This window comes from Microbulbifer sp. GL-2, from assembly GCF_007183175.1.
Classification (GTDB): domain Bacteria; phylum Pseudomonadota; class Gammaproteobacteria; order Pseudomonadales; family Cellvibrionaceae; genus Microbulbifer.
Genome location: NZ_AP019807.1, coordinates 4,228,733 through 4,251,037 on the forward strand (window position 1 = coordinate 4,228,733; position 22,305 = coordinate 4,251,037).

Annotated in this window: 17 protein-coding genes, 1 pseudogene and 1 riboswitch; all 18 genes and pseudogenes read right to left on the reverse strand. The window is 47.9% G+C overall.

The window, feature by feature from the left end; genetic code table 11:
• Positions 1–184: 184 nt before the first annotated feature.
• Entirely contained in the window at positions 185–979 is a 795-nt protein-coding gene (locus tag GL2_RS18300; RefSeq protein ID WP_143732179.1) for a class D beta-lactamase, read from the reverse strand.
• Between the two features lie 381 nt (positions 980–1,360).
• On the reverse strand, positions 1,361–2,692 hold the full coding sequence (locus GL2_RS18310; protein WP_143732180.1) for a hypothetical protein: 1,332 nt from the start codon (positions 2,690–2,692) through the stop codon (positions 1,361–1,363).
• A 379-nt stretch (positions 2,693–3,071) separates the two neighbouring features.
• The gene (locus GL2_RS18315) at positions 3,072–3,599 is read right to left on the reverse strand and encodes a hypothetical protein (RefSeq protein WP_143732181.1); all 528 of its coding nucleotides are present in this window, start codon (positions 3,597–3,599) and stop codon (positions 3,072–3,074) included.
• 466 nt (positions 3,600–4,065) lie between these two features.
• The gene (locus GL2_RS18320; RefSeq protein WP_143732182.1) at positions 4,066–4,992 is read right to left on the reverse strand and encodes a cobalamin-binding protein; all 927 of its coding nucleotides are present in this window, start codon (positions 4,990–4,992) and stop codon (positions 4,066–4,068) included.
• Between the two features lie 45 nt (positions 4,993–5,037).
• On the reverse strand, positions 5,038–5,850 hold the full coding sequence (gene cobS, locus GL2_RS18325; RefSeq protein WP_143732183.1) for an adenosylcobinamide-GDP ribazoletransferase: 813 nt from the start codon (positions 5,848–5,850) through the stop codon (positions 5,038–5,040).
• Positions 5,834–6,447 (reverse strand): annotated as a pseudogene (locus GL2_RS18335) (histidine phosphatase family protein). Before GL2_RS18335 ends, cobS begins: the two are co-directional and overlap by 17 nt.
• Entirely contained in the window at positions 6,428–7,471 is a 1,044-nt protein-coding gene (gene cobT, locus GL2_RS18340; protein WP_143732186.1) for a nicotinate-nucleotide--dimethylbenzimidazole phosphoribosyltransferase, read from the reverse strand. Before cobT ends, GL2_RS18335 begins: the two are co-directional and overlap by 20 nt.
• 24 nt (positions 7,472–7,495) lie before the next feature.
• Entirely contained in the window at positions 7,496–8,044 is a 549-nt protein-coding gene (gene cobU / locus GL2_RS18345; protein WP_143732187.1) for a bifunctional adenosylcobinamide kinase/adenosylcobinamide-phosphate guanylyltransferase, read from the reverse strand.
• The gene (locus tag GL2_RS18350; protein WP_143732188.1) at positions 8,037–8,819 is read right to left on the reverse strand and encodes a heme ABC transporter ATP-binding protein; all 783 of its coding nucleotides are present in this window, start codon (positions 8,817–8,819) and stop codon (positions 8,037–8,039) included. Before GL2_RS18350 ends, cobU begins: the two co-directional genes overlap by 8 nt.
• Positions 8,819–9,841, reverse strand: coding sequence for an iron ABC transporter permease (locus GL2_RS18355; protein WP_143732189.1), 1,023 nt, complete (start codon positions 9,839–9,841; stop codon positions 8,819–8,821). The genes GL2_RS18350 and GL2_RS18355 overlap by 1 nt, the downstream gene beginning before the upstream one ends.
• A complete protein-coding gene (locus tag GL2_RS18360) occupies positions 9,838–11,352 on the reverse strand; it encodes a cobyric acid synthase (RefSeq protein ID WP_143732190.1) in 1,515 nt (504 codons plus the stop codon). Before GL2_RS18360 ends, GL2_RS18355 begins: the two co-directional genes overlap by 4 nt.
• Before the next feature lie 31 nt (positions 11,353–11,383).
• Positions 11,384–11,998, reverse strand: coding sequence for a cob(I)yrinic acid a,c-diamide adenosyltransferase (gene cobO, locus GL2_RS18365; protein ID WP_143732191.1), 615 nt, complete (start codon positions 11,996–11,998; stop codon positions 11,384–11,386).
• Positions 11,999–12,035: 37 nt separating this feature from the next.
• Positions 12,036–13,889 (reverse strand): TonB-dependent siderophore receptor, encoded by a 1,854-nt coding sequence (locus tag GL2_RS18370; RefSeq protein ID WP_143732192.1) that lies wholly within the window; start codon positions 13,887–13,889, stop codon positions 12,036–12,038.
• A gap of 103 nt (positions 13,890–13,992) precedes the next feature.
• Positions 13,993–14,138, reverse strand: a riboswitch (cobalamin riboswitch).
• A 266-nt stretch (positions 14,139–14,404) separates the two neighbouring features.
• A complete protein-coding gene (locus tag GL2_RS18375; RefSeq protein WP_143732193.1) occupies positions 14,405–15,211 on the reverse strand; it encodes a matrix metalloproteinase-11 in 807 nt (268 codons plus the stop codon).
• An 885-nt stretch (positions 15,212–16,096) separates the two neighbouring features.
• Positions 16,097–16,507: a DUF1428 domain-containing protein gene (locus GL2_RS18380; RefSeq protein ID WP_232053681.1), complete on the reverse strand. Its 411-nt coding sequence runs from the start codon at positions 16,505–16,507 to the stop codon at positions 16,097–16,099.
• A gap of 72 nt (positions 16,508–16,579) precedes the next feature.
• Positions 16,580–17,323, reverse strand: a complete 744-nt coding sequence (locus tag GL2_RS18385) for a class I SAM-dependent methyltransferase (RefSeq protein WP_143732194.1) — start codon at positions 17,321–17,323, stop codon at positions 16,580–16,582.
• Positions 17,324–17,897: 574 nt separating this feature from the next.
• A complete protein-coding gene (locus GL2_RS18390) occupies positions 17,898–21,044 on the reverse strand; it encodes an efflux RND transporter permease subunit (RefSeq protein WP_143732195.1) in 3,147 nt (1,048 codons plus the stop codon).
• A 13-nt stretch (positions 21,045–21,057) separates the two neighbouring features.
• Complete coding sequence (locus GL2_RS18395; RefSeq protein WP_143732196.1) at positions 21,058–22,305, reverse strand: efflux RND transporter periplasmic adaptor subunit; 1,248 nt, start codon at positions 22,303–22,305, stop codon at positions 21,058–21,060.

The following is a 22,305-nucleotide window of genomic DNA, read 5'->3' on the forward strand; positions in this document are numbered from 1 at the left end:
AAAAGAGTCGGCAAAGCAGGGGGGCATTTGGGGCTATGCCAACTTCAATTCATTCGCATTGCCAAGCAGCCATTGAAAACAATCGCCACATCACAACTGCTATATCTAAAATTAAAGTGAGTAGCCGTGTACCTTGGCCTTTCGAGCCACACTATCCAATTGGTAATGCAAGAAATACCTAGAATTAGAGAACGCCATATTTTTTCAGCAGCTGTCGAGCTACTTTAACCCTTTCCTGTCGAACGCCTCCAAAGGTCTCCCGATCCATATTAATTGCAAAGTAATGCACATTATCTTTGGACTCGACGATGCCAATATACCAACCCAAAGCATAACCCTTGGCTATCTGTCCTCCGCCAGTTTTGGCGTAGAGTTTGTAACTGTCAGTTTCCTCAACCAACATTACCTGCTTGAATGAAGCCAATGTATCTGAGGACACAGGCAGTTGCCCACTAAACAGCTTATGCAGAAAATTGACTTGCTCTCGGGCAGAAATTTTCAGACTACCGTGTAACCAGAAACGATCCACTCCAGAAGATATATCCATATTTCCATAGTTAAACTTTGTCAAGTATTGATTCATTCTCTCCGCGCCGACCTGAAAGGCAATTTGCTGATAGATTGGAACCGCAGAATTTTGGAATGCCGCCCTTATCGGAAGGGGTTTTTCATACCAAACCGTAGGCCACCATTTCTGTGCAGGATACTTCTCATGATCGTAGGTGAGTTCCTGCTCTAGGCTACTTACAACACCCAAATCCAAGGCAATCAGGGTATTTGGTATTTTGAAAGTGGAAAAAGGTGAAAGCCTGATATCCGCCCTATTCTCATTGACAACCGTAAATCTGGACTCCCGCTCATTCTTCAGAACAAAAGTACATGATTCATCACAGATCAAACCTTCAGAGGCCCAGGCAAAGCCGGATACTAGAGGAAGATAAAAAGCAATTATTCTCAGGCAGCGTTTCGTAACATTCATTGTCCTAATATACCTTACATTGATTCAGACACTATAAATCTGCCAAAAAAACTAAACACCGCCAGTCAGGGCCTAATAGAGCACAAACATAGCAGCTATATAAGAGCGGTATATATTATCTCCAAAACACTGATTCAGGCCACATAGCTTTACTGAAACATTAGAGCTAACCCAAGATTACAGAAATATTCACTGTCAACTAAAGTACCATCATTATCAAATAGGAAGCGTTCACTCACCATCCAACCCTTTACCCAATATCATCAGATGCCTACTCTGAGGACACCCTTATATGACTTGATTCCGCCAGTAAATCTATGTTTTCTAATCTGGCAGAGTAATCCCTGCCAGATTAGAAATCTTCTAAGTATCAAGTAATAACTACTTTTCTGCAGTACGTGGATGGGGCTTATATCTGCCCTTACCTTTCACCTTATGCCACGCTCTTTGAGCATCAACAAAACCGAGACCTGTATTGTTAGCCCCCAAGTGTGAGTGTCTTGCTGTCGACTGAAGAGCTTGTACTACCCTTTGAGCTGCCTCACTCCCGGAGAAACCATAGTGTTCTGCAGCATCCAGCAAAAGAACGCTCACTGCTGCCAGTTGCGGTGCGGAAAAGGAACTGCCGGACTCAAAATTGGTGCTTGAAGCTGAGTAGACCGCATCACCCGAGATTGCAAAGCTTCGATCACTAGCCAACTGATTGTACCCAGGCACGGTAGCGGTCAGTGAAACCTCGTTTGAAAAAGGCTGTAAATTGATTGCGAACATTAAGTTCTTATCACCTGGCTGACCTTCATTTTGTGCAAGGAAAGATTTTATTAACTCCAGATCGTAAGTGAAAAAGCTGCCTAGCGGCGGCAGACCTAAGTGCTCACGAACATCTGTATTTGCTCCATCCAAGTCTGTTCCTGTATTACCAATGGATTTTGTAAAGATTTTTGTCTGCAGGATACTGGATAAATGATCGGCGAACTCCTGATCTAACTGATCGTCAGTAATGTGAAATGCCCTACTCATGTTGATAACACTGATGTCCTCACGAGCACGCATATACTCCATAGCTTCATTGTAAGTTTTACTCTCTGTACTCACTGGAACAATAGTGGCCTTAGGCGCGATATCCAGAATGATATCAATCACGGTATTTCCGTGAAGGAATGTTATGGGATCTCCAAATTGAACTTCAGCTTCAATATTTGGATACATCTCGCGTTGCTGCTGTAATCGCGCAGGGTCAAATAAATCGAATACCGCTATAACGATCCCTTCTCCATCAAAATGCCTAACTAAACTTTGCTGTTTGAGACTGTAGCTCGGCACATAGGGCAATAAAAATTCATTAATCGCTAACCTGAACTCATCCAATTCATGAATAGCTGCTTCAAATGCCGGCAGGTGCTCTTGTTGATAATCTTCCGGCTGGAAAGTGTACAATAGTTCAGCCAGCACAATAAACTCAGTAATAGACTGGCCCCACTTATGCATCAGTAGATCTTCTACCATGTATAAAGACTTATACCTTCCCTGGTATTGATCGAAATCAGCAGCTAAGTAACTATCAAATATCGGGGTAATGGGCTCTTCCCAAGGCCAGGGAGTCAGTTCTTTGATGATATCCAGAGACTCTCGTGCTTGCTCTACATTAGGATCTGATGCGAACACCTTAAAACTGAATACGACCAGCAGAACCGTCAATATAACCTTATTCAAAACTATTTTCCTTTTATACTGGAATTTATTTGGATATTTTAGTTTGGACTACTACAAGCCAAGGGTGACAACACCGCAATTTCTCCCCGGCAGGATCTCTTAGCAGTGAATAAATAGGAACATGGAAGATACGGAAAGGCAATGATAGGCTAACAAACTTTGAGTAAAGTTACCTTTAATTGAATAGGCTTTAAATTGAAAAACCAGGAGGAGATACTGAACGATTCAGGTCTATTTGATAACAATAAGTGAGAAACCAAAATACGGTCAATTATGCTAGTTTATCTTTACTAAATTAGAATTCACCTGACAAGCACCCTCTAAAAATGTCACTGTGGAATCAAGCCTAAAATCAGATTTAACACTATAAAATCTGCATTCAATCACGTCTAAGATCGATTTTAAGTTTCCATATTTTGCCCCAGTGAATATGATTGCCATAGAAAATAGGTTCTTTGAGGCTATGATTTCGCGAGGTTAAACTTACCTGGCTTTTTTCGAGGGTACCCGCGCTTCTATTTACGCCCGATCTGACGGGAATCAGGACAACATACCCATATCCCCCTTTTTTTGCCCATTCTTTGGAATGAAGGTGATCCAAGTCACCCAGACCACTATCAGGCTTTTCGAAACCAGCTTTCTCCCACGCAGTTCCATAACTTGTATAATTAGGGTTGACCCAAATATGCTCTTCCTCTGGAATATAATCCCTCAGTGTCGAGTTTGTAATATTTTTTAGGCGGAGAGCATTATCTGAAGTAACTCCTGGGATTGATATAACGGTTCCAAGACTCCTTAAGACTTGCTCATCTCTAACCGCAACAGGCAAGTCATCTTTTAAAACTAGAGTGTCGCGCTTTTCATCATACGTTCGATTGAAGTCATTTTCGTCTATTGTAAACATCATTTCCCTCCAATTTTTATTAAAACCCAGAAATTAATTTAAAATATAATTATCAGTTTATTTATGCATCATAAAAAATCCATCTCCTTCTGATTACGGAGATACTTTAAGGAGCGCTATACAAAGCACATCATACATAGCGGAACAGATAATCATGACAGGCAATCAGGACGAACAATACTTGATCACCTCACGAATAGACCATGGGTATACACGCTTTTGCCTGAAAGCGATCTCAATATTTTATGGTATTCCCCGATATGTCAATAGCCCTGGCACTTAATTCTTTATAAGAGGGCAAATCTTCGGATGGTTTAAGCAGAATTGGTCCATATCGACTGTACTACTCATAAACTAGGAGAATATTTTCAGCATGTGCACCTCTCAAACACTGAATGCCACCACTGCCTAATATATAAATTACCTTTAGTGTTCGCCGGAATTTTTTATTTTTCCACTTCATTGAGAATTACAGACCATCTTTAGCTGTAGTACCTGCATCAATCTTCATTCGCTCATTGTTCAGATAATCACAAACCATTTCCATCCCATCCAACACTCTAAAGGTATGCCTCTGGATAATATCTGGGGGTACAAAATAGAGGCTGTCATTTTTCACTGCAGTGAGTGTCGGATAGTCTTTCCAGGCATCCAGCCAATCTGGTCGGCTTTCTCCCATGCCGCTGGAAATAATCACGTCAGGATTCCGGTTAAGAACAGACTCGATACTGATCTTGGGCGCTAAAACCATTGCATCAGCAAATGCATTACGACCACTACAAGTTTGGATCACATCGCTGATCAAATGCTCGCCGTTGAGTGTTTGGAGTGGGTCATTCCATACCTGGTAGAATACACTTACCGGTGTTTTTTTCTTGTTGCTATGCTGGAGTTCATTTAGCCTCTTAAGCCACTCGCTTGCGGTGCGATCCGCATTCTCCGTTGTGCCGGCAAGCTCACCAAATAGTCTTACATTCTTTGCAATATCTTCCAGAGTTCGGGACTCAGTAACGAATACCGTAAAGCCGAGATCATCCAGCTTTTGAATCATTTCATCGCCATTTCCCGACCCCCAGGCGACAATCAGATCCGGTTTCAGAGCCAGCAAAGATTCATAGCTTAGTGCCTTGTAATTGCCAATCTTTGGTAACTTCTTTGCCTGCTCGGGATAATCGCTGTAGCTAACAGCAGCAACCAGCTTCTCTCCCGCACCTGCGCTGTAGAAATTTTCTACAATATGTGGAGCCAGGGCAACAATACGCTCTGCCGGCGCTGCCAATTCGATCCAGTGCCCCCGTGCATCCTGTACACGTACTGGTTTATCGGCCCAACAAGAGCCTACCCAAAAAAGGCTCAGGGTAGTAATGAAGATTGTGAAAATACTGCGAGACATCATTTAACTCGTCTAACTCTAAATTTATTGTTTTGTAACACTCAAATTTCAAATACTGGCAAGAGCTACCCACAGAATTAGTACTGTAAGTTCGATAATTTCGACCAGGCCACCCAGACAATCACCGGTATAGCCACCGATAGTTTTCTCCCATAAGTGGCGCCAACAAAGAATCAGCACAGGTAAAGCAATAGCCATTCCAACTACGATGGCTATAGGAGCTGCTGCAAAGGCGATGGCCATAACGATAACTACCACAGGTAATAGTTCCCACCTTCTCTTTGAGCCAGATGGTGGAACAAAACCCTCCACACGGGCGTAGTCTGAAATACTCATTAGAGATAACGCTGCTGCCCTGGCCAACATCGGCGACAGTACCAGCGGCAGGTATATCCAGTTTTCTATCGCATCCGGCTGGGTTGTAAGTAGAGTTGCGATCGCTGCGAATTTAATCAGTAGAAATACAACAAGGGCAACAACCGCAACTGAGCCACAATGTGGATCATGCATTACAGTCAGGATTCGATTGCGCCGCTCTTCAGGGGCAGCGCATTTGTGACCGGCAAAGTAGGCATCAGTACAATCGGCAAGGCCATCAAGATGTAAGGCACCAGTTAAAATGACCCAAAATCCCAGCAATATTGACGCCTGTAGCTGAATTCCCAGTGGGGCCAGCAGGTATGCTGCGGCAGATAATAGGAGTCCAATAACAACCCCAACTAACGGATAGAAGTATATTGACCGCTCTACTGTTTCGTTATCGACCCGTCGCAACAATCCAGCTACTGGCAGCCGGGTGAGAAAGACCAGTGCATATAGGAATGCCTGGATAAGATCTGAAAACTTACGGACAATAAACATAGGCACCCTGCTCCGGGTAGGGAATCCCAAAAGTCTCGCTATTGCAGTCGTATTCCATTGATGCGGCAAATCCATACCCCACCTGTAACGACATCATCTGACTGGGGCCCCAACCATGGGCAATGCTCAGCAATAACTTGATCACGCCACCATGGGTCACCAATAGCAAGGATTCTCCCGAGTAGCAAACAGCCAGCTCGCTAATAGTCTGTAGTACCCTGGACTTAAAAGCTGTAAAAGATTCGCCACCTGGGGGGAGTACTTGTCTGGCTCACGGCTCCATGCATCACACAATGCTTGTTGCTCGGTCCAGATTTTATCGACCGACTGCCCTTCCCACTCCCCAAAACCAATTTCGCGGATACCCGAAGAGGATCTCACTGGCAACTTTTTATCGAAGCCAAGTTGGGCAGCGAAAGCCTGGCATCGACCCAGTGGGGAAGTAACGATTCGATCCCATGAGCCAGCTAGCTCCTCAAGCCCACGAGTCATCTGAGCCCAGCCTTCGTCAGTCAAGGGGACATCAATCTGCCCACGAAATATACTACCGCCAGAGCAGGCACCATGGCGTAACAAATCAATCCGCAATAGGTACACCTGCTTCGCTGAAGGTAAACATTTTGTTATGCAGGTTAAGTGCTTGCCTGATAATACTCACCGCCAATACAGCACCGGTGCCCTCCCCCAACCGCATATTGAAGTTAAGCATGGGGCTAACCCCCATACACTCTAGAGCCAATTTGTGACCGAATTCATCAGATAAATGGGCATAAAGTAACCAGGGTTTTACTGAGGGGTTGATAGCCCCCGCAATAGCGGCTGCGGCCGTGGCCATAAATCCGTCGACCAATACCGGAGTACTGCGCTGGGCATTGGCGATAAAAGCCCCGACCAATGCGGCAATTTCAAAACCGCCCAGAATACGCAGAATGTCTAGTGGAGAGCTCAACGCTGAACGGTGCTGTTCCAGCGCCGATTCAATCAGCTCAACCTTGCGAGCGAGTACCTCATCATCAATACCAGTTCCACGGCCTGTGATATCGACCACTTTCAAATCGAACAGCGCTGCAAAAATAGCAGCCGCTGAGGCGGTGTTGCCGATGCCCATATCACCGCCGATAAAACAGTCACTATTGCTGGACTGTCGGCGCCCAGCATTAAGTGCACATACCAGCTGCGTCTGAGTCATCGCAGCATTACTCTGAGAAAAATCTGCCGTAGAGGGCGCTATGAATTCATCTATCAGTTCAGGATGCTCAACAGGTACCACACAGCCCAGGTTGATTGCAGCAAAATCGGCATTATGCTCGCGGCTCAACACATTGATTGCAGCACCACCCTCGCAAAAAATATTGAGCATCACCGAAGTGACTGCCTGGGGGAACCGGGATGTTCCCTGGGCAGCGATACCATGATCGGCTCCGAACACACGTACAGACAGGTGTTCCAGCTGAGGTCGCTCTCTGCCCTGGAATCCGGCAAAATCTATAGCGATACTTTCCAGCCGGCCGAGCGCACCTTCCGGCTTTATTAATTGTTTCTGTCGAGCTGTAGCTGCATGTCGAGCAGATTGGTCCGGCGCTGGAGCCGGCTGATAAAGCCAGTGCATTTTATCCGCCATGGTTATATGCCTCTCGCGCTCAATTTATTTAACAGTTAGCGGTAAACCGGCAATGGCCAGGGTTACGCTGTCTGCCCTTTCCGCCAACGCCTGGTGCAACCACCCTGCAGCGTCCACAAATTCCCGGGATAACTGCCCAAGTGGCACTATGCCCGAGCCAACCTCATTGCTAACAAAAATCCAGGGAGTAGCGCCGTTGTTTGGATTGCTACGCTTTAGCTCGATGCATTGCAGCAGTGCGTTACGTTCGCGTTCCCATACCCCCTGATGGATACAGTTGCTGAGCCACAGGGTCAGGCAATCCACTAGAATACAGTGGGTGTGTGGAGCTGCTATCAGAGCTTCAGCCAGAGCGATGGGCTCTTCTATGGTCTGCCAGCGTTGATCCCGTTCACTCTGGTGTTGAGCGATACGCGAACGCATTTCCTCGTCCCCTGCAGTGGCAGTTGCCACATAAGTAAGCCCGCTTGCGTTATTGCTTTGTAACCAGTGTTCAGCGCGCTGCTGTGCCAGTCGGCTTTTACCGCTGCGGGCGCCGCCCAGTATCAAGTGCACTTCACTATTGCTATACATCAGCCACCACCAGAGATTTACCCGTCACTGGATGTGGTATCACCGTGACACTGTACCCATAAAGCTGTTGCATATTTTCTGCTGTCAGCACGTTTTCAGCGCTCCCATAAGCCATACTGCGCCCTTGCTTCAGGGCGAGAATCCGGTCGCTGTAACCACTGGCATGGGCGAGATCGTGCACCGTCATCACAACAGCCACGCCGCTCCGGGCAAAATCCCGCACAGCCCTCATCATTCCATACTGATGTGCGATATCGAGGCTGGTGGCCGGCTCATCTAACAAAAGCAAACGATCGCCTCCGTCTTCAGCACGCCAGATTTGGGCCATTACCCTTGCCAGCTGCAATCGCTGCTGTTCACCGCCCGATAGTGTGGGATAGAGACGTTCGGATAAGTGGCTAACATCTAGCGCCGCCATGGCTTCCAGACAGATTTTCCTATCTCGCTCAGTTCCTGTCGCATGTGGTGTTCGACTAAGAGCCACCAGTTCCAGCCCGGTAAAAGCAAATGAAAGCGAATTGTTCTGCGGTAAAACGGCCAGTTGCCTTGCTCGATTACGGGCAGGCAAACTGGAGAGAGACTCACTTTTAAAATAAACCCGCCCATTCTCCATCGCGGCTTCGCCACAAAGTGCACGTAACAGAGTCGACTTACCAGCGCCATTCGGACCAATTACACAAACCAGTTCGCCGACATCAACCTCAAGGTGTACGTCGGTAAGTAGTGGTCGATTGTCCACACTGACAGAGACTCCCTCTGCGTATAGCAGAGCCACTAGAGACCCCCTCGGCTTTTGCGCAACAAGGAAACGAAAAACGGTACCCCGATCAGTGCGGTAATCAGTCCCACCGGTATCTCCACCGGAGCAATAACCGTGCGCGCGAGGGTATCGGAGATCAGTAACAGGATTGCCCCAGCCAGTGCGGATAGGGGCAGCAGCTGGCGGTGATCCGGCCCCACCCACAAGCGCACCATATGCGGTACCACCAAGCCGACAAAAGCGATACTGCCGGCAGCGGCGACCGAAGTTCCCACCCCTGCAGCAACGAGCACAATCAGGGTGGTTTTTACCCGCTCGACATCGATTCCAAGATGCCGCGCCTGGGACTCCCCCAAAAGAAGAACATTAAGTGAAGCCCCGAATCGGGACATGCTAACAAGCAAGGAACCTAGCACCGCCAAAACCAGAAAAGCGCGGGGATAGCTCGCCGCATCCAGTCCGCCCATCCGCCAGAGGCTGATACGGCGAAGCATTTCATTGTCGGCAAAATACTCCATCAACCCGACCAAGCTGGCAGAAAAGGCGGTAACGGCAATACCCATCAGCAGCATGGTTGCCACTGAAGTTCCATTGATACCTTTTGCCACCTTATAAACCAGTGCCACCGCTATCAGGCCGCCGCAAAACGCAGCTATCGATACCATTGGCAAGCTTCCAAAGGCTCCCGCCACTTCCGCGCCGAGTAGAATAGCCAGGCAGGCACCGAAAGAAGCGCCAGCGGTAACACCTATTAATGATGGATCCGCAAGTGGATTACGAAATAAACCCTGTAACATGGCGCCGCAGATAGCGAGCACCGCTCCTACCGCTGCGGCCAGTAGTGCTCTAGGCAGACGTATTGCATGAACGATATCACGGGCCAGTCCCCCTTCGCCCTGCCCACTCAGCGCGACGAATACCTGCGATGGAGATAAGTACACCGCCCCTATCGCCACTGCGGTGACGAAACATGACGCAAGTAATGCCGGCAGCACCCACCAGGCAAGACTCAAAGCTCTGATACGGGTAATAGTCACTGGCTCTCCCCTCGCAGAGCCGCCATATTCTGAGTCGTTTCAAACTGCTTGAGCCAAGTGCCCTGCATATGTTCGGCAATCGAATCAGCCAGTCTGTCCAATTGTTTCTGGCGGTAGGCATTCAGATCCAGCGGCAGGCTACCTTTTAGACCGCCCCAGGCAAGCAGCAACTTTTGCGCTTGGGGTGAATCAAAAAATCCATGCACATAAGTAGCGATCACCTGGCCATCCGCACTGATAGCACCATCTGGCCTGAGGTTTCCATCCTCTTCATGCAGGTATACCGCAGGAGTCTCCAAGGATGGTCCCTCTGTAGTCCCGCAGTGAATTTCATAGCCATGTATGACGATATTCGTCTTTTCTTTTTCCTGATTTCCCAAAGAAAGAAACCCGGTAACATTTTTCAGTGCCTTTACTGGCTGCAGCCTGGTTGTGTAATCCAGGTATCCAAGGCCCCGTTCACTTCCAGGCGCATCTTCTATCCCATCTGGGTCCTGTACCTCTTTTCCCAGCATCTGTAAGCCACCGCAAATACCTATGAGTTTTCCACCGTAACGTAAGTGTCGATCCAGCTGTGTAGGCCAGTCATTTTCCTTTAGATAGGCCAGATCAGCCCGTACATTTTTACTTCCTGGCAGAATAATCCAGTCGCAAGAGGGAATTGGCTCGCGGACACTGACAAATTGCAGGTCGATATCCCTATGTAATCTCAGTGCATCAAAATCTGTATGGTTGCTAATGCGCGGTAGCACAGGTACCACTACCTTTAACCGGGCATCAGTATCAGCCTGCTGTGTGCTAATCGCATCTTCCGCATCAAGGTACAGGTCGTGGAGATAGGGCAATACACCGAGCACAGGTTTACCGGTGTACTCTTCCAGCCAGTCAAGCCCTGGCTGTAACAATTGCAGGTCACCACGAAACCGGTTGATCACAAAACCAACAACGCGCTCACGCTCTGAAGGGGACAATAATTCGAGGGTACCCACTAAGTGAGCGAAAACACCACCGCGATCAATATCGGCAATCAATACCACCGGGCAATCCACTGCCTCGGCAAAACCCATATTGGCAATATCGTTTTCCCGCAGGTTAATTTCCGCCGGGCTACCGGCACCTTCCACCAGTAACAAATCATACTCGTTACTAAGGCGTTCGAAGGAATCCAGCACAGCATTTTGTGCAGTGGATTTGTAATGGTGATAATCCAGAGCCTGCATATTTCCCAGCGCCCTGCCTTGGATAATCACCTGGGCCCCAGTGTCTGAAGCAGGTTTAAGCAGCACGGGGTTCATATCGCTGTGCGGCTCTATTCCACACGCCTGCGCCTGCAGAGCCTGTGCCCTCCCTATTTCACCCGCATCCGCAGTTACCGCGCTGTTAAGTGCCATATTTTGCGGTTTGAATGGTGCAACACGTACACCGCGGCGGGAGAAATAGCGGGCGAGCGCCGCCACCAATGTACTTTTACCGGCATCAGAAGTGGTGCCCTGGATCATCAAAACGGACATAGTGAGTACAACTTAGTAGTGCTAACAGACCTTAGTAATCAACTCCTTTTCTGGCTTTTATTCCAGCCTTAAACGCGTGTTTTATATCTTTTACTTCGGACACAGTATCCACAAGCTCTTGCAACGCACTACCGCCACCGCGGCCGGTCACTACTACACTCTGCTCTAACGGACGCTGAGCCAGCGTTTCCAATACCTGTGATTCATCCAGGTATTTGTAGGCGAGCATGTAGGTCAATTCGTCCAACACCACCAGGTCATAGCTGGTATCGGTAAGCATTTTCTCTGCCTCTGTCCAGGTTCTCTCCGCTGCCGCTATATCGCTAGTGCGATCCTGGGTATTCCAGGTAAAACCGGTACCCATTTGGTAAAGGGTTACTTCCGGACAGTGATTCTTCAAAAAGAGTTCTTCCCCAGAGTGCTGCGCGCCTTTAATAAATTGCACCACACCCACTTTCTGGCCATAACCCAATGCTCGTATAACCATGCCGAAAGCAGAGCTGGACTTTCCCTTACCATTACCAGTTAACAATACAGCAACTCCACGCTGGACATCGGCCGCTGCAATATTTGCATCAACCTTGGCCTTGTGTTTTTGCATTGCCTGTTTGTGCTTGGCATTTTTTTTCTGCTGATCTTCCGACATGGTCACCTCAGTTCAAGAATCTATTATAGAGAGTGCTTTAGAAGCTAAATTCCACACCAGCATACGCAGCAGCGCCTGCGGTGTTATACCCTGGCACTTCCTCATAGTCTTCATCCGTGAGGTTTTCTCCACGAATGTAAACAGTGGTAGCCTTATTCAACTGGTAACGTACGCTAGCATCCAACACTTGGTAATCATCTATGGAGGAGCCATCTTTATCTTCCGCTCCAGCACTGGAACGGAGATTCACCAGAAGACTGAGAGCGCCGGTCGGCTTATAGGTAAAGCCCAGATTAGCCAGATGCTCTGGACGGCGTGCTCGCGGTGAACCATCAGCCTCTTCGGTATCGGTAAAGGTGTAGTTGGCCGATAACAACAGGGTATCGGTAACCTGGGTTTCAGTATTCAATTCAACTCCACGGGATTTGCTTTCTCCACTGCTCTGAAGATATCCACTCGCATTCCCATCCCAGCCAACTTCATTTTCAATGACCTGGTTAAACAGCACAATCTCAAGATACAGCGTATCTTCACCAAAATACTCGACACCAATATCCAGGCCCCGGCTCTCTTCCGGCGATAGTGTTGGCAGTTCTAGCGGCTCAAAAGTCAACCAATCAGTTGCGGTGGCATTGTGGTTAACCTCATACAAGCTGGGAGCACGGAAGCCGGTACCATAGCTGGCCTTTAGCTTTACTGCACCACCTGCCACCTGATCAAACAGGTAAGCCGAGCTGGCCCGAAAACTGTTATGGCTGCCGAAATCTGAGCTGTCATCATGGCGAAGTCCCAAGGTGACAAATGCCTGATCGGCATAGTTTCCCTGATACTCAGAGTACAGGGCCCACTGATCCCGATCTGCATCCCCCATAGTGTCCTTTCGCTGCTCCACTCCATAAAGCATTGAATGATCGTTAGAAAAGTCATGGGAACCGGTGAGATTTAGCTTTTTAGCATCTCCCTCAGTATGGTAAGGACCCCAGCCAGAAACATAAGTACGACTCGTATCTAAGTGTGTATAAGACAACTCCTGTTGCCCAATCTCACCTTTGTGGGCCAAGCTGACTCGCGCACTCTCCTGGCTATACTCAAATGTACAGTCATCCAATCTTTCCGGCCCACCACAGCGATCATACTCCCCCATGGCATCAGTATCCCGCACTACCGCTTCTACTCGCCATTGCTCCGACAGATTCCACCCAGCGCGACCGTGCATCGTCTCATTATCGTAGCCATCATCATCTCTAAATTCGGTATCGTCACTGCTCGTATTAAAGCCGTCAGTCTCCGCCTTCGCTACGGACAGAAAATAATCCAGTGTGTCATTACCACCGCTGGCGCTGGCGTTGTAGCGCTGGGAATCGTAGCGGCCACCCTCAGCAGATAGTTCATATTGCTGCCCTTCATCCTCACGTCGAGTCGAGATGTCGAGTACACCACCAGCATCCGCACCATAGAGCATACCTTGAGGACCACGTAGAAGCTCAACACGCTGCAGGTTGCTACTCATAATATGTTCAACATGTGCGCCGCCCTGGGGGTTTGAGGGATCGGAAATATCGATACCATCCATCAGCACCAGGGTTCTGAAACCAGACTCACCTCGCACCTGCAGGGAGGTTGTCCGGCCCATTCCGCCGGTATTGGTTACGGAAACCGACGGCACACTACGCAGGACATCAGCCAGGGAAGCCAACCCCCGCGCTTTTAGTTGTTGTTCGTCCAGTACCGTCACCGAGGTAGCAACCCTGCGTAGTGGCTCGCTTTGACGAGAGCTCACTACGACTACAGTTTCCAGGTCAGGAATAGATGATTCGCTATCGGTGGATTCACCAAAAGCTGGCAAGCTCGCAGCTGACAGTACAGCCAGACTCAATAAAGACTTTTTCAAGTTTCAACCCCTAAGGACATAAGCTCATGGGATCGAGGGAGGAATAGCAATGCGGCACGCAAAAGCGTGGTAGATCGTATTGCAAGATGGTAGCCCTCCGCTCCATCGTGTTTCGAATAGAGGCCGGTATCGGGCTTACCGCTCTCTTAAGCGGATCACCGTTGCGGGGGCAGCGCCGGAATACCGGACTTCCCGTTTAACCTTCCCAGCCAATTACAGGCAGAAGGCACCTCTTATCGTGGTCGCGAAACTAGTGGAAAGGTACTGGAATGTCAACTGAGGCCCAAAAAAGGGAGTGAAACCCAACTATCTGCCAAAAACACTAGATCCGATTCTCTGAAGCCCGGATTACCTATTGCGTCTGTAGAGGAGATTTTTCGACTTAAGATACAGCGACTTTTTAACTTAAAACCAAGAGAGGCTGAAACATTGCCATTCACTGACAAGCTAATAACATAAATTTGATTATTTAAAGTGCCTCAGGCCTCTAGGACATCTCTAATCGAGCTTTTCTTTTATCCATGTGAACATTCATAAGGCATTGTTTCAAGAAGGATAGTTTCATGACATGGCTTAACAAACTTGATTTGTGCGTCATCAATTTCTGTAAGCTCACCTGCCCATGCCAATTTATACAGATTTTTCAAATCATTCTTATCAGCTTCTGTGAGTTCACTTTTTTCTCCATAATTCATAATTGAGAAAGGCTTGTGCTCACCATAAATCACACTGGGCCAGGCCTTTTCCTTCACATCTGCAAAAAAATGTCTAAGCCCGAATATATGACCCAACTCATGAATCATTGTGTCAACCTGCTCCTTCCGACTTTGCTCAAACATTGTGGGATAAAGCACTAACTCATTGCGCCCCGGGTTTGGAAAAAAGGCACGCGCTAAAGTACAACCAACTACACTACAGTTCTCTGTGGGCTCCACCCTAATCTTAAAATCCCAAACATTTGGGTTCTCGTTAAATCTCACAGGGGAAGCATCGCCCCACTTCAACAATGCCTCTCCCAGGAGAGCACGAATATACCCCTTTATCTCATCTGGATTTTTAAAATACTTCAGTGATTCCTTATCAAACTTCCATCTCAGAGTCGCGCCCTTCTCCCATAATGGAATGTACCCTTCACCGCTATGCAACACCAGATCCAACGGGGATTTATTACCTAAAGTAGGAAATCCAACCTTGTCGGTGACACAAAGCTTATTGGCTCCATATTTATGAACTACGGGTTCAACACAAGAATCACATTCTTTTTTTGACTTAAGCTTCAACTTAAGGTTTTCTTTTGACGAACCTTTATCTGCTGATGACATAATAATCCACCCAGATTGACATAAGACTACCTCATGACACAAAAATCCAGACTAAACAGAATGCATAAAAACTTTGCAAGAAATCGTTTATAGCAGATTCATTCAATTAGGGATTGGAGAACATCACTTCCACACTTTCTTAAATTGGCACTTGCTCCCCAGCCTTTTGAGGACTTGAGTTCCCACGGAAATCTCAGAAGGTTGAAGCAGAACAGATGCTTATTGCGACAGATCCCTTGGGCAGCCACTTCACGCTTATAAATAAATCAAAACAGCGCCAGATATTATTTATCCGGGACATTGATTTCTGATAAAATTGGCAGTCATCGCCCCACCCTTAAATATCTCTCACTCAACTTCACCATACTTTGAGCAAGAGCAATTAAGCTTGGAAGTGCTAAGGAAAGAACACCCACTCACGGCCAGGGAAATCACTGAGTAAGCTCTTGTACAGTGTGTCGCTACCATGCTTATCAGCCCAGACATTCAGATAAATGGCTTCGAGACTGATTGACAGTCCTTCCTCCTTTAGCCAGCCCGAAACCCGATACAATCCTTTAATCTACCGTAGCCAACTGCTGCATTCCCACGAAAGAGCCACGCGGGTGACTGTGTAAAAATTTTTTCTGCCTCAGGCAAGCTTCGATTAGTCTCTTACATCAAATTTAAACAGATTGACCTTTCACCCTCAGTTTGGACTGCATTACATGTCTTTATCGTGATGCACCTCATGTGGTGGTCTGATTAACAATATCACTACATAAAGAGCCTAATATTACAAGAATGCGGATGAAGCATAGAGGAGCTTTAAGGTTACTTGGTGAAGCCAAGTACAAAGTAGTAAAACTTGCAGCGTCAGGCTCGATCTAAGTTTACGTATATCAATTACTGTTCAAGAATAACATTAAAGCCACCATAAATGAGTCGCTTGCCATCAAAAGGCATTGGGTTTTGCTCTGAGTGCATTCTTGGGTCATCCATAACAACTTGCCACCCTCTGTCACGAACCTCTTTAGAAGGCCATATAACCCATGAGAATACCACTGTTTCATTCTCAGCACATTTTACAGCCATAGGAAATGAAGTTACTTCACCGCTCGGTATATCATCCCCCCACGTCTCTACAATTTTCAGAGCACCTTGCGCTTTAAAGATTTCTGCAGCAACTTTTGCATGCTCAAGATAGCTTTCTTTATTTGCTGTAGGCACAGCCGCTACAAAACCGTCTGCATAAGACATTTGAAAATCCTCTAATAATTGATATTGGACAGATAACTCACCACTGATTTTATACAACACCGCCACTTTAACTTGATAGGGGTCATACTAAGAGAATTAAAAATAGGCACCCATATCATCTTGTTAAGCTTATTTACGCCCAACATATAGTACAAAATCAAAAGTAATTCCCCTCCTTTCCTCAGGCATCCCCCAAACCTTACTCGCCTCATCATAGGCATGACTGAAAAATCCGTCTCCGATAGCCTCTATACATCGACGTGTAGCTGAGAATGTATGTATAAAATCAAAAAACTCGTCCAGGCTCCAGTTAACTTCCATGGTTGGTTTTGGAACAACTATGGCCTCGAAAGGGAAATTGACCTCAGCATAATGGTTCCACATTAATTTATTCTGAGGCGCCCAGTAAGGGGCTATTATTTTTAGTATGTGCCTATTAAAAACAGACTCCAAATTACTCTCTAAGATTGGCCAATTGTAACCCCAGGCTGAAAAAATACCTCCAGGCTTCAATACCCTCAGAACCTCTGGCCAAAAGGCATCATAATCAAACCAGTGTAATGCCTGGGCCACACATACAAGATCACAACTTTCACTAGGTAGTTCACACTTCTCAGACGGCGCTACCGTATAGTTAATTTTAGAGTGTGCCTTGGAGTTCTTGATCTGCTCTTCACTAATATCTGTAGCATATATATTATCAAATTTGTCGGCCAACCCTACGGCGGCCTGCCCATTCCCGCAAGCACAATCCCACGCAAGTTCATTCGAGGGACTCAAATTAGATAAGCACTCAAACAGTTCTGATGGATAACTTGGCCTGGCACCCTCATATAACGCTGACTTGTCATTAAACAGCTTGTGATGGTGCATCTCTTTCCCCTATACATTGTGCCTAGATGATCATTGATGGGTAGTCAGAACAGCTGATCGGGTAATAACCCTGTTCTTTTATACACAAGAATCCCTCACAATAAAACAGATTTATCGCGAAAAAGACTGTGGAACTCTCCCTCATCCTTTTCAATTATGAATAACCGAAAAGCTTCAATAATTTCTTTAATTTCACCATGAGCATTTTTTCTCAGCGGGGATGCTGCAGGTGTCAATACAAAAGCTATAACTGCAACCATTATTCTAATTTTTATATCATACCCTTATAAAAGCGGAAACTGGAACCTTCACTATAGAGTGATATTTACTAATATCAGACAAGTCATTCCCATATATAAATTGTTAAAAGTATTGGTTAGAGGTGGGAATATTCTTGCACTAAAAGTACTCCGCTCAGTAATATATATACCACCAACAGATATCGTACGACCGTACACCTTACACCTTAACCATCCACTCGAAACAAGCAGTGAAAACCTAAAATAGTAGAAGTAGTTTTCCTAAGGTGCTGCCTACCACTCCGCAAGAAAAGGCAGGCAGCAGTGGATTAATATCAAGCCAGGTTTGTAATTTCTCTAATCACTCCATCCCTTCCATGCACAATCCGATACAGCAAAGGCAGAACAAACAGGGTCAGGAGCGTAGAGGAAATAATCCCCCCAATCACCACCGTTGCCAACGGTCTCTGTACCTCTGCTCCTGTACCTACATTTAATGCCATCGGAACGAAACCGAGGCTGGCCACCAGCGCGGTCATTAATACCGGGCGCAGGCGGATCATGGCTCCATCAATAATGGAGGTCAGCAGTTCACCGCCCTGCTGGCGCAACTGGCGGATAAACGAGAGCATTACCAAACCATTTAAGACTGCCACACCAGAAAGCGCAATAAATCCTACCCCTGCTGAAATCGACAAAGGCATATCACGCAACCACAGGGCCAAGACTCCTCCCGTTAGGGCCAGTGGAACGCCGGTAAAGATAATCAAGGCATCCTTGAATGAGCCAAAGGCCATTACCAGTAATCCTAGGATTACCAGCAACGTCAGTGGGACAACGATGGAAAGGCGGGTGCTGGCAGATTCCAATTGCTCGAAAGTACCACCGTAAACCAGCCAGTATCCCGCGGGCAGAGAAACCTGCTGCTCGATACGCGCCCTCGCCTCTTCAACGAAAGATCCCAGATCGCGATCGCGCACGTTAGCTGTTACCACAACCCGGCGCTTGCCGTTTTCGCGGCTGATCTGGTTGGGAGCTGGAGTCATTTCCAGGCTGGCAACTTCAGACAGGGGTACATAGCTACCCAATGCGCTGCCAGCGGGTAACGGCACTGGTAAATCACCAAGGTTTTCATAATCGCGGCGCAAACTTTCCGGCAAACGTACCACCAGCTGGAAACGACGGTCACCTTCGTAAATCAAGCCAGCCTCTTCACCCCCAATAGCGGTAGACACTAGATCCTGCAGAGTTTTCAGATCGATACCGTAACGGGCGAGTGCGATGCGTTTGGGTACCACAGAGAGAACCGGTAAGCCTTCCACCTGCTCTACACGCGCATCGGCAACACCTTCTATCCCATTCAGCACGCCGAGAATTTCATTGGAAGATGCCGCCAGCTGATCCAGATCATCGCCGAACACTTTAATACCCAGGTCTGCGCGCACACCGGAAATCAGTTCATTAAAACGCATCTGGATTGGCTGGGTAAACTCATAATTATTGCCCGGCAACTGGCGCACAGCCTCTTCGATTTCCGCCACCAATTGCTCCTGAGGCAGTTTAGGGTTAGGCCATTGGTCCCTGGGTTTCAGGATCACAAAGTTATCGGCCACATTCGGTGGCATTGGATCAGTAGCCACCTCTGGTGTACCGATCTTGGCAAATACTTTGTCTACCTGTGGAAACTCCTTAATACGCTGCTCTAATAAACGCTGCATTTCTACCGATTGCTCCAGACCGGTACCGGGAATGCGCAAGGCGTGCATTGCGATATCGCCTTCGTTGAGCTGGGGAATAAATTCCGAACCAAGTGTGGTGGCGAGCCAGCTACAGAACAATACCAACGTCATAGCTCCGGAAAGCACCAGCCAGCGAACCTTCATCGCAGCAATAAGCAGTGGCTTATACAGGTATTTGGTGGCAACGATCACCTTGTTTTCTTTCTCACTGATTTTACCAGTGAGGAAAACGGCAACTGCTGCGGGAACCACGGTCAGAGAAAGCACCAGCGCAGCCAACAGAGCCATCACCACAGTTGCAGCCATTGGGTGGAACATTTTGCCCTCCACACCAGTAAGGGTGAACAGCGGGATATATACAACAGTAATAATCAGTACACCGAATAAACTTGGACGAATAACTTCATTGGTGGCCTGGAATACCAGCTCCAAGCGCTCTTGCAGCGGCAACTTGCCACCATTTCGGTGCTGCGCCTCTGCAAGCCTGCGGATGGCGTTCTCTACAATAATGACCGCCCCATCGACAATCAGGCCGAAGTCGAGGGCTCCAAGACTCATCAGGTTGGCGGAAACGCCGGTTTGCACCATGCCGAAAATCGTAGCGAGCATAGAGAGCGGAATAACTGCAGCAGTAATAAAGGCCGCACGAATATTCCCCAGCAACAGGAACAGCACGACAATAACCAGCAGCGCACCTTCGACAAGGTTTTTTTGCACTGTGGCGATGGCTTTATCTACCAGAGTGGTGCGATCATAAACTGCCTCCACCTTGATACCTTGCGGTACCGTAGTTTTTACCCGCTCCAGGGCTTCCGCTACATTACGTGCTACCTCACGGGAATTCTCCCCCACCAACATCATGGCAGTGCCCAGTACCGTTTCCTTCCCATCGCGGGTGGCGGCACCGGTGCGCAGTTCCTTGCCAATAGCCACTTCCGCCACATCGGAAATTTTTACCGGCACGCCGGCGCGGCTGGCAATCACTACATCTTCAATTTCGGAGATATTTTGCAGCTGCCCTGGTGAGCGCACCAGCAATTGGCGACCATTCTTCTCCAGATAACCGGCACCGCGGCTTTCATTGTTGCGACGCAGGGCCTCGGCAATATCTTCCATAGATACACCAAAGTTGAGCATCTGCCGGGGATCGGGAGTAACGTGATATTGTTTGTTATAGCCGCCAATGGTGTTCAACTCAGTAACACCGGGTACCAGGGACAATTGCGGTTTGATGATCCAGTCCTGGATTTCGCGCAAGGCGGTGGCATCGTAGGGTTGCCTATTTGGCTGGGTAGCACCGGGTAATGCCTCAACGGTGTACATAAAAATTTCACCGAGCCCAGTGGCGATCGGCCCCATTTCCGGTTCCAGTTCCGGGGGCAGATTACTCTTAATGGCGCTGAGGCGGCTATTAATTAAGTTCCGCGCAAAATAGAGATCCGTGCCCTCCTTAAAAACTACCGTTACCTGGGACAGCCCATAGCGGGAAATTGAACGGGTATATTCCAGATTTGGCAGACCGGCGAGAACAGCTTCCACTGGGTAGGTAATCCGCTGTTCTGCCTCTAAGGGGGAATAGCCGGGTGCCTCGGTATTAATTTGCACCTGAACATTAGTAATATCGGGTACCGCATCGATCGGGAGCTTCTGGTAACTCCAAACCCCCAGCCCTACCAATATAAAGATCAGGGACAAAACGAAGTAGCGCCGCTCAATAGAGAAGCGCAGGATGTTTTCAATCATCTTCTGGCCTCACTTAGTGGTTGTGCGCAGCGCCGGATTTTTCGATATCCGCTTTAATCAAGTAGCTGTTCTCGGTGACATAGCGATCACCCACATTGAGGCCGCTCAACACTTCGGTAACATTGCCATCACTACGCCCTAATTTCAGCGGGCGAATCTCGTAAGTATCCCCCACTTTGATAAACACCACCGTCCATTGTCGGAAGGGTTGCAGCGCGCGGTTCTCAACTATTAAAGGCACAGGATTTTCACTAGTCACTACCTGCCCCTGAACCATCAGATCTGTAGTCCAGAGATCATTGGGGTTTTCAATAACTGCCCGTGCAATCGCAAAGGGTTGGCCATTGCCACCTGGAGCAAGGCTGGTGATGGTGGAGTCAAAAGTGCGGTCTCCAGCAACAATGGAAACCTTCTGACCCCGGCTGATCTGGCCGCGACGGGTGGGAAATACCTGCAGCTCGGCCCATAATTGACTGTAGTTGGCAATGGTAAATAACACGCGCTCACCGCTGAACTCGCCACGACTGGTCTGCTTATCGATTATCTGGCCGCTTATAGGCGCTACCAAAGGATAAGTTTGCAGGCTGTCATTGGATTCGATAGTAGCGAGCTTCTCCCCCTTCTCCACCAAATCACCAAGCGCTTTTTCGATACTGAGTACAGTTCCCGGATAGCGGGCACGCACATGACTGATACTGCGGTGATCTATCGCGGTTTTGCCGTATAGAGTCACACTTTGTTTGATAGTGCCAGGACCAGCGACAGCCGTTTTAATCCCAGCCTTCTCTGCCATCTGTTTTGTAATTTGCACACGGCCTTCATGAGATTCAAAATTCCAATCGGTACGTTCGCCATTGTAAAAAATAGATACTGCTACATTGAAAGAGTGAGGCTCCCTCACCATGCCCTCGCCACGGTAATACCCGGTATTGGAATCCCAGGTAAAAGGAATTTGATCCACATGACCGCCGAGCCTTTCCAGCTCGACAGAGAGGCGGGCATTTTCCAGAGGCTTACCATCGCGACTAACCCAGGCACGGAATTCCGGCGATAGCCCGCTTTCATAAATAAGCAGTTCGACGGTGAGATCGCCCTCTTTTAATAAACGGCCACCATTAGGGCCTTTTTCCACTTCATGCGCATTATGCCCACCATGGCTTCCACCGTGATCACCGCTGGCAAAACTCAGTGGTGCCAGCCAAAACCCTGAAAGAAGTAGGGACAACATCGCCAGCCAAATCACTTTTGTTGGTTTGCTCAT

What these genes read in the sequence shown, in the direction of transcription:
- GL2_RS18315 (WP_143732181.1), bottom strand. Translation starts at nt 3,599, where the DNA reads ATGATGTTTACAATAGACGAAAATGACTTCAATCGAACGTATGATGAA.
- GL2_RS18375 (WP_143732193.1), bottom strand. Translation starts at nt 15,211, where the DNA reads ATGTCATCAGCAGATAAAGGTTCGTCAAAAGAAAACCTTAAGTTGAAG.
- cobT (WP_143732186.1), bottom strand. Translation starts at nt 7,471, where the DNA reads ATGGCGGATAAAATGCACTGGCTTTATCAGCCGGCTCCAGCGCCGGAC.
- cobO (WP_143732191.1), bottom strand. Translation starts at nt 11,998, where the DNA reads ATGTCGGAAGATCAGCAGAAAAAAAATGCCAAGCACAAACAGGCAATG.
- GL2_RS18395 (WP_143732196.1), bottom strand. Translation starts at nt 22,305, where the DNA reads ATGAGCAAACCAACAAAAGTGATTTGGCTGGCGATGTTGTCCCTACTT.
- GL2_RS18300 (WP_143732179.1), bottom strand. Translation starts at nt 979, where the DNA reads ATGAATGTTACGAAACGCTGCCTGAGAATAATTGCTTTTTATCTTCCT.
- cobU (WP_143732187.1), bottom strand. Translation starts at nt 8,044, where the DNA reads ATGTATAGCAATAGTGAAGTGCACTTGATACTGGGCGGCGCCCGCAGC.
- GL2_RS18390 (WP_143732195.1), bottom strand. Translation starts at nt 21,044, where the DNA reads ATGATTGAAAACATCCTGCGCTTCTCTATTGAGCGGCGCTACTTCGTT.
- GL2_RS18385 (WP_143732194.1), bottom strand. Translation starts at nt 17,323, where the DNA reads ATGCACCATCACAAGCTGTTTAATGACAAGTCAGCGTTATATGAGGGT.
- GL2_RS18360 (WP_143732190.1), bottom strand. Translation starts at nt 11,352, where the DNA reads ATGTCCGTTTTGATGATCCAGGGCACCACTTCTGATGCCGGTAAAAGT.
- GL2_RS18320 (WP_143732182.1), bottom strand. Translation starts at nt 4,992, where the DNA reads ATGATGTCTCGCAGTATTTTCACAATCTTCATTACTACCCTGAGCCTT.
- cobS (WP_143732183.1), bottom strand. Translation starts at nt 5,850, where the DNA reads ATGTTTATTGTCCGTAAGTTTTCAGATCTTATCCAGGCATTCCTATAT.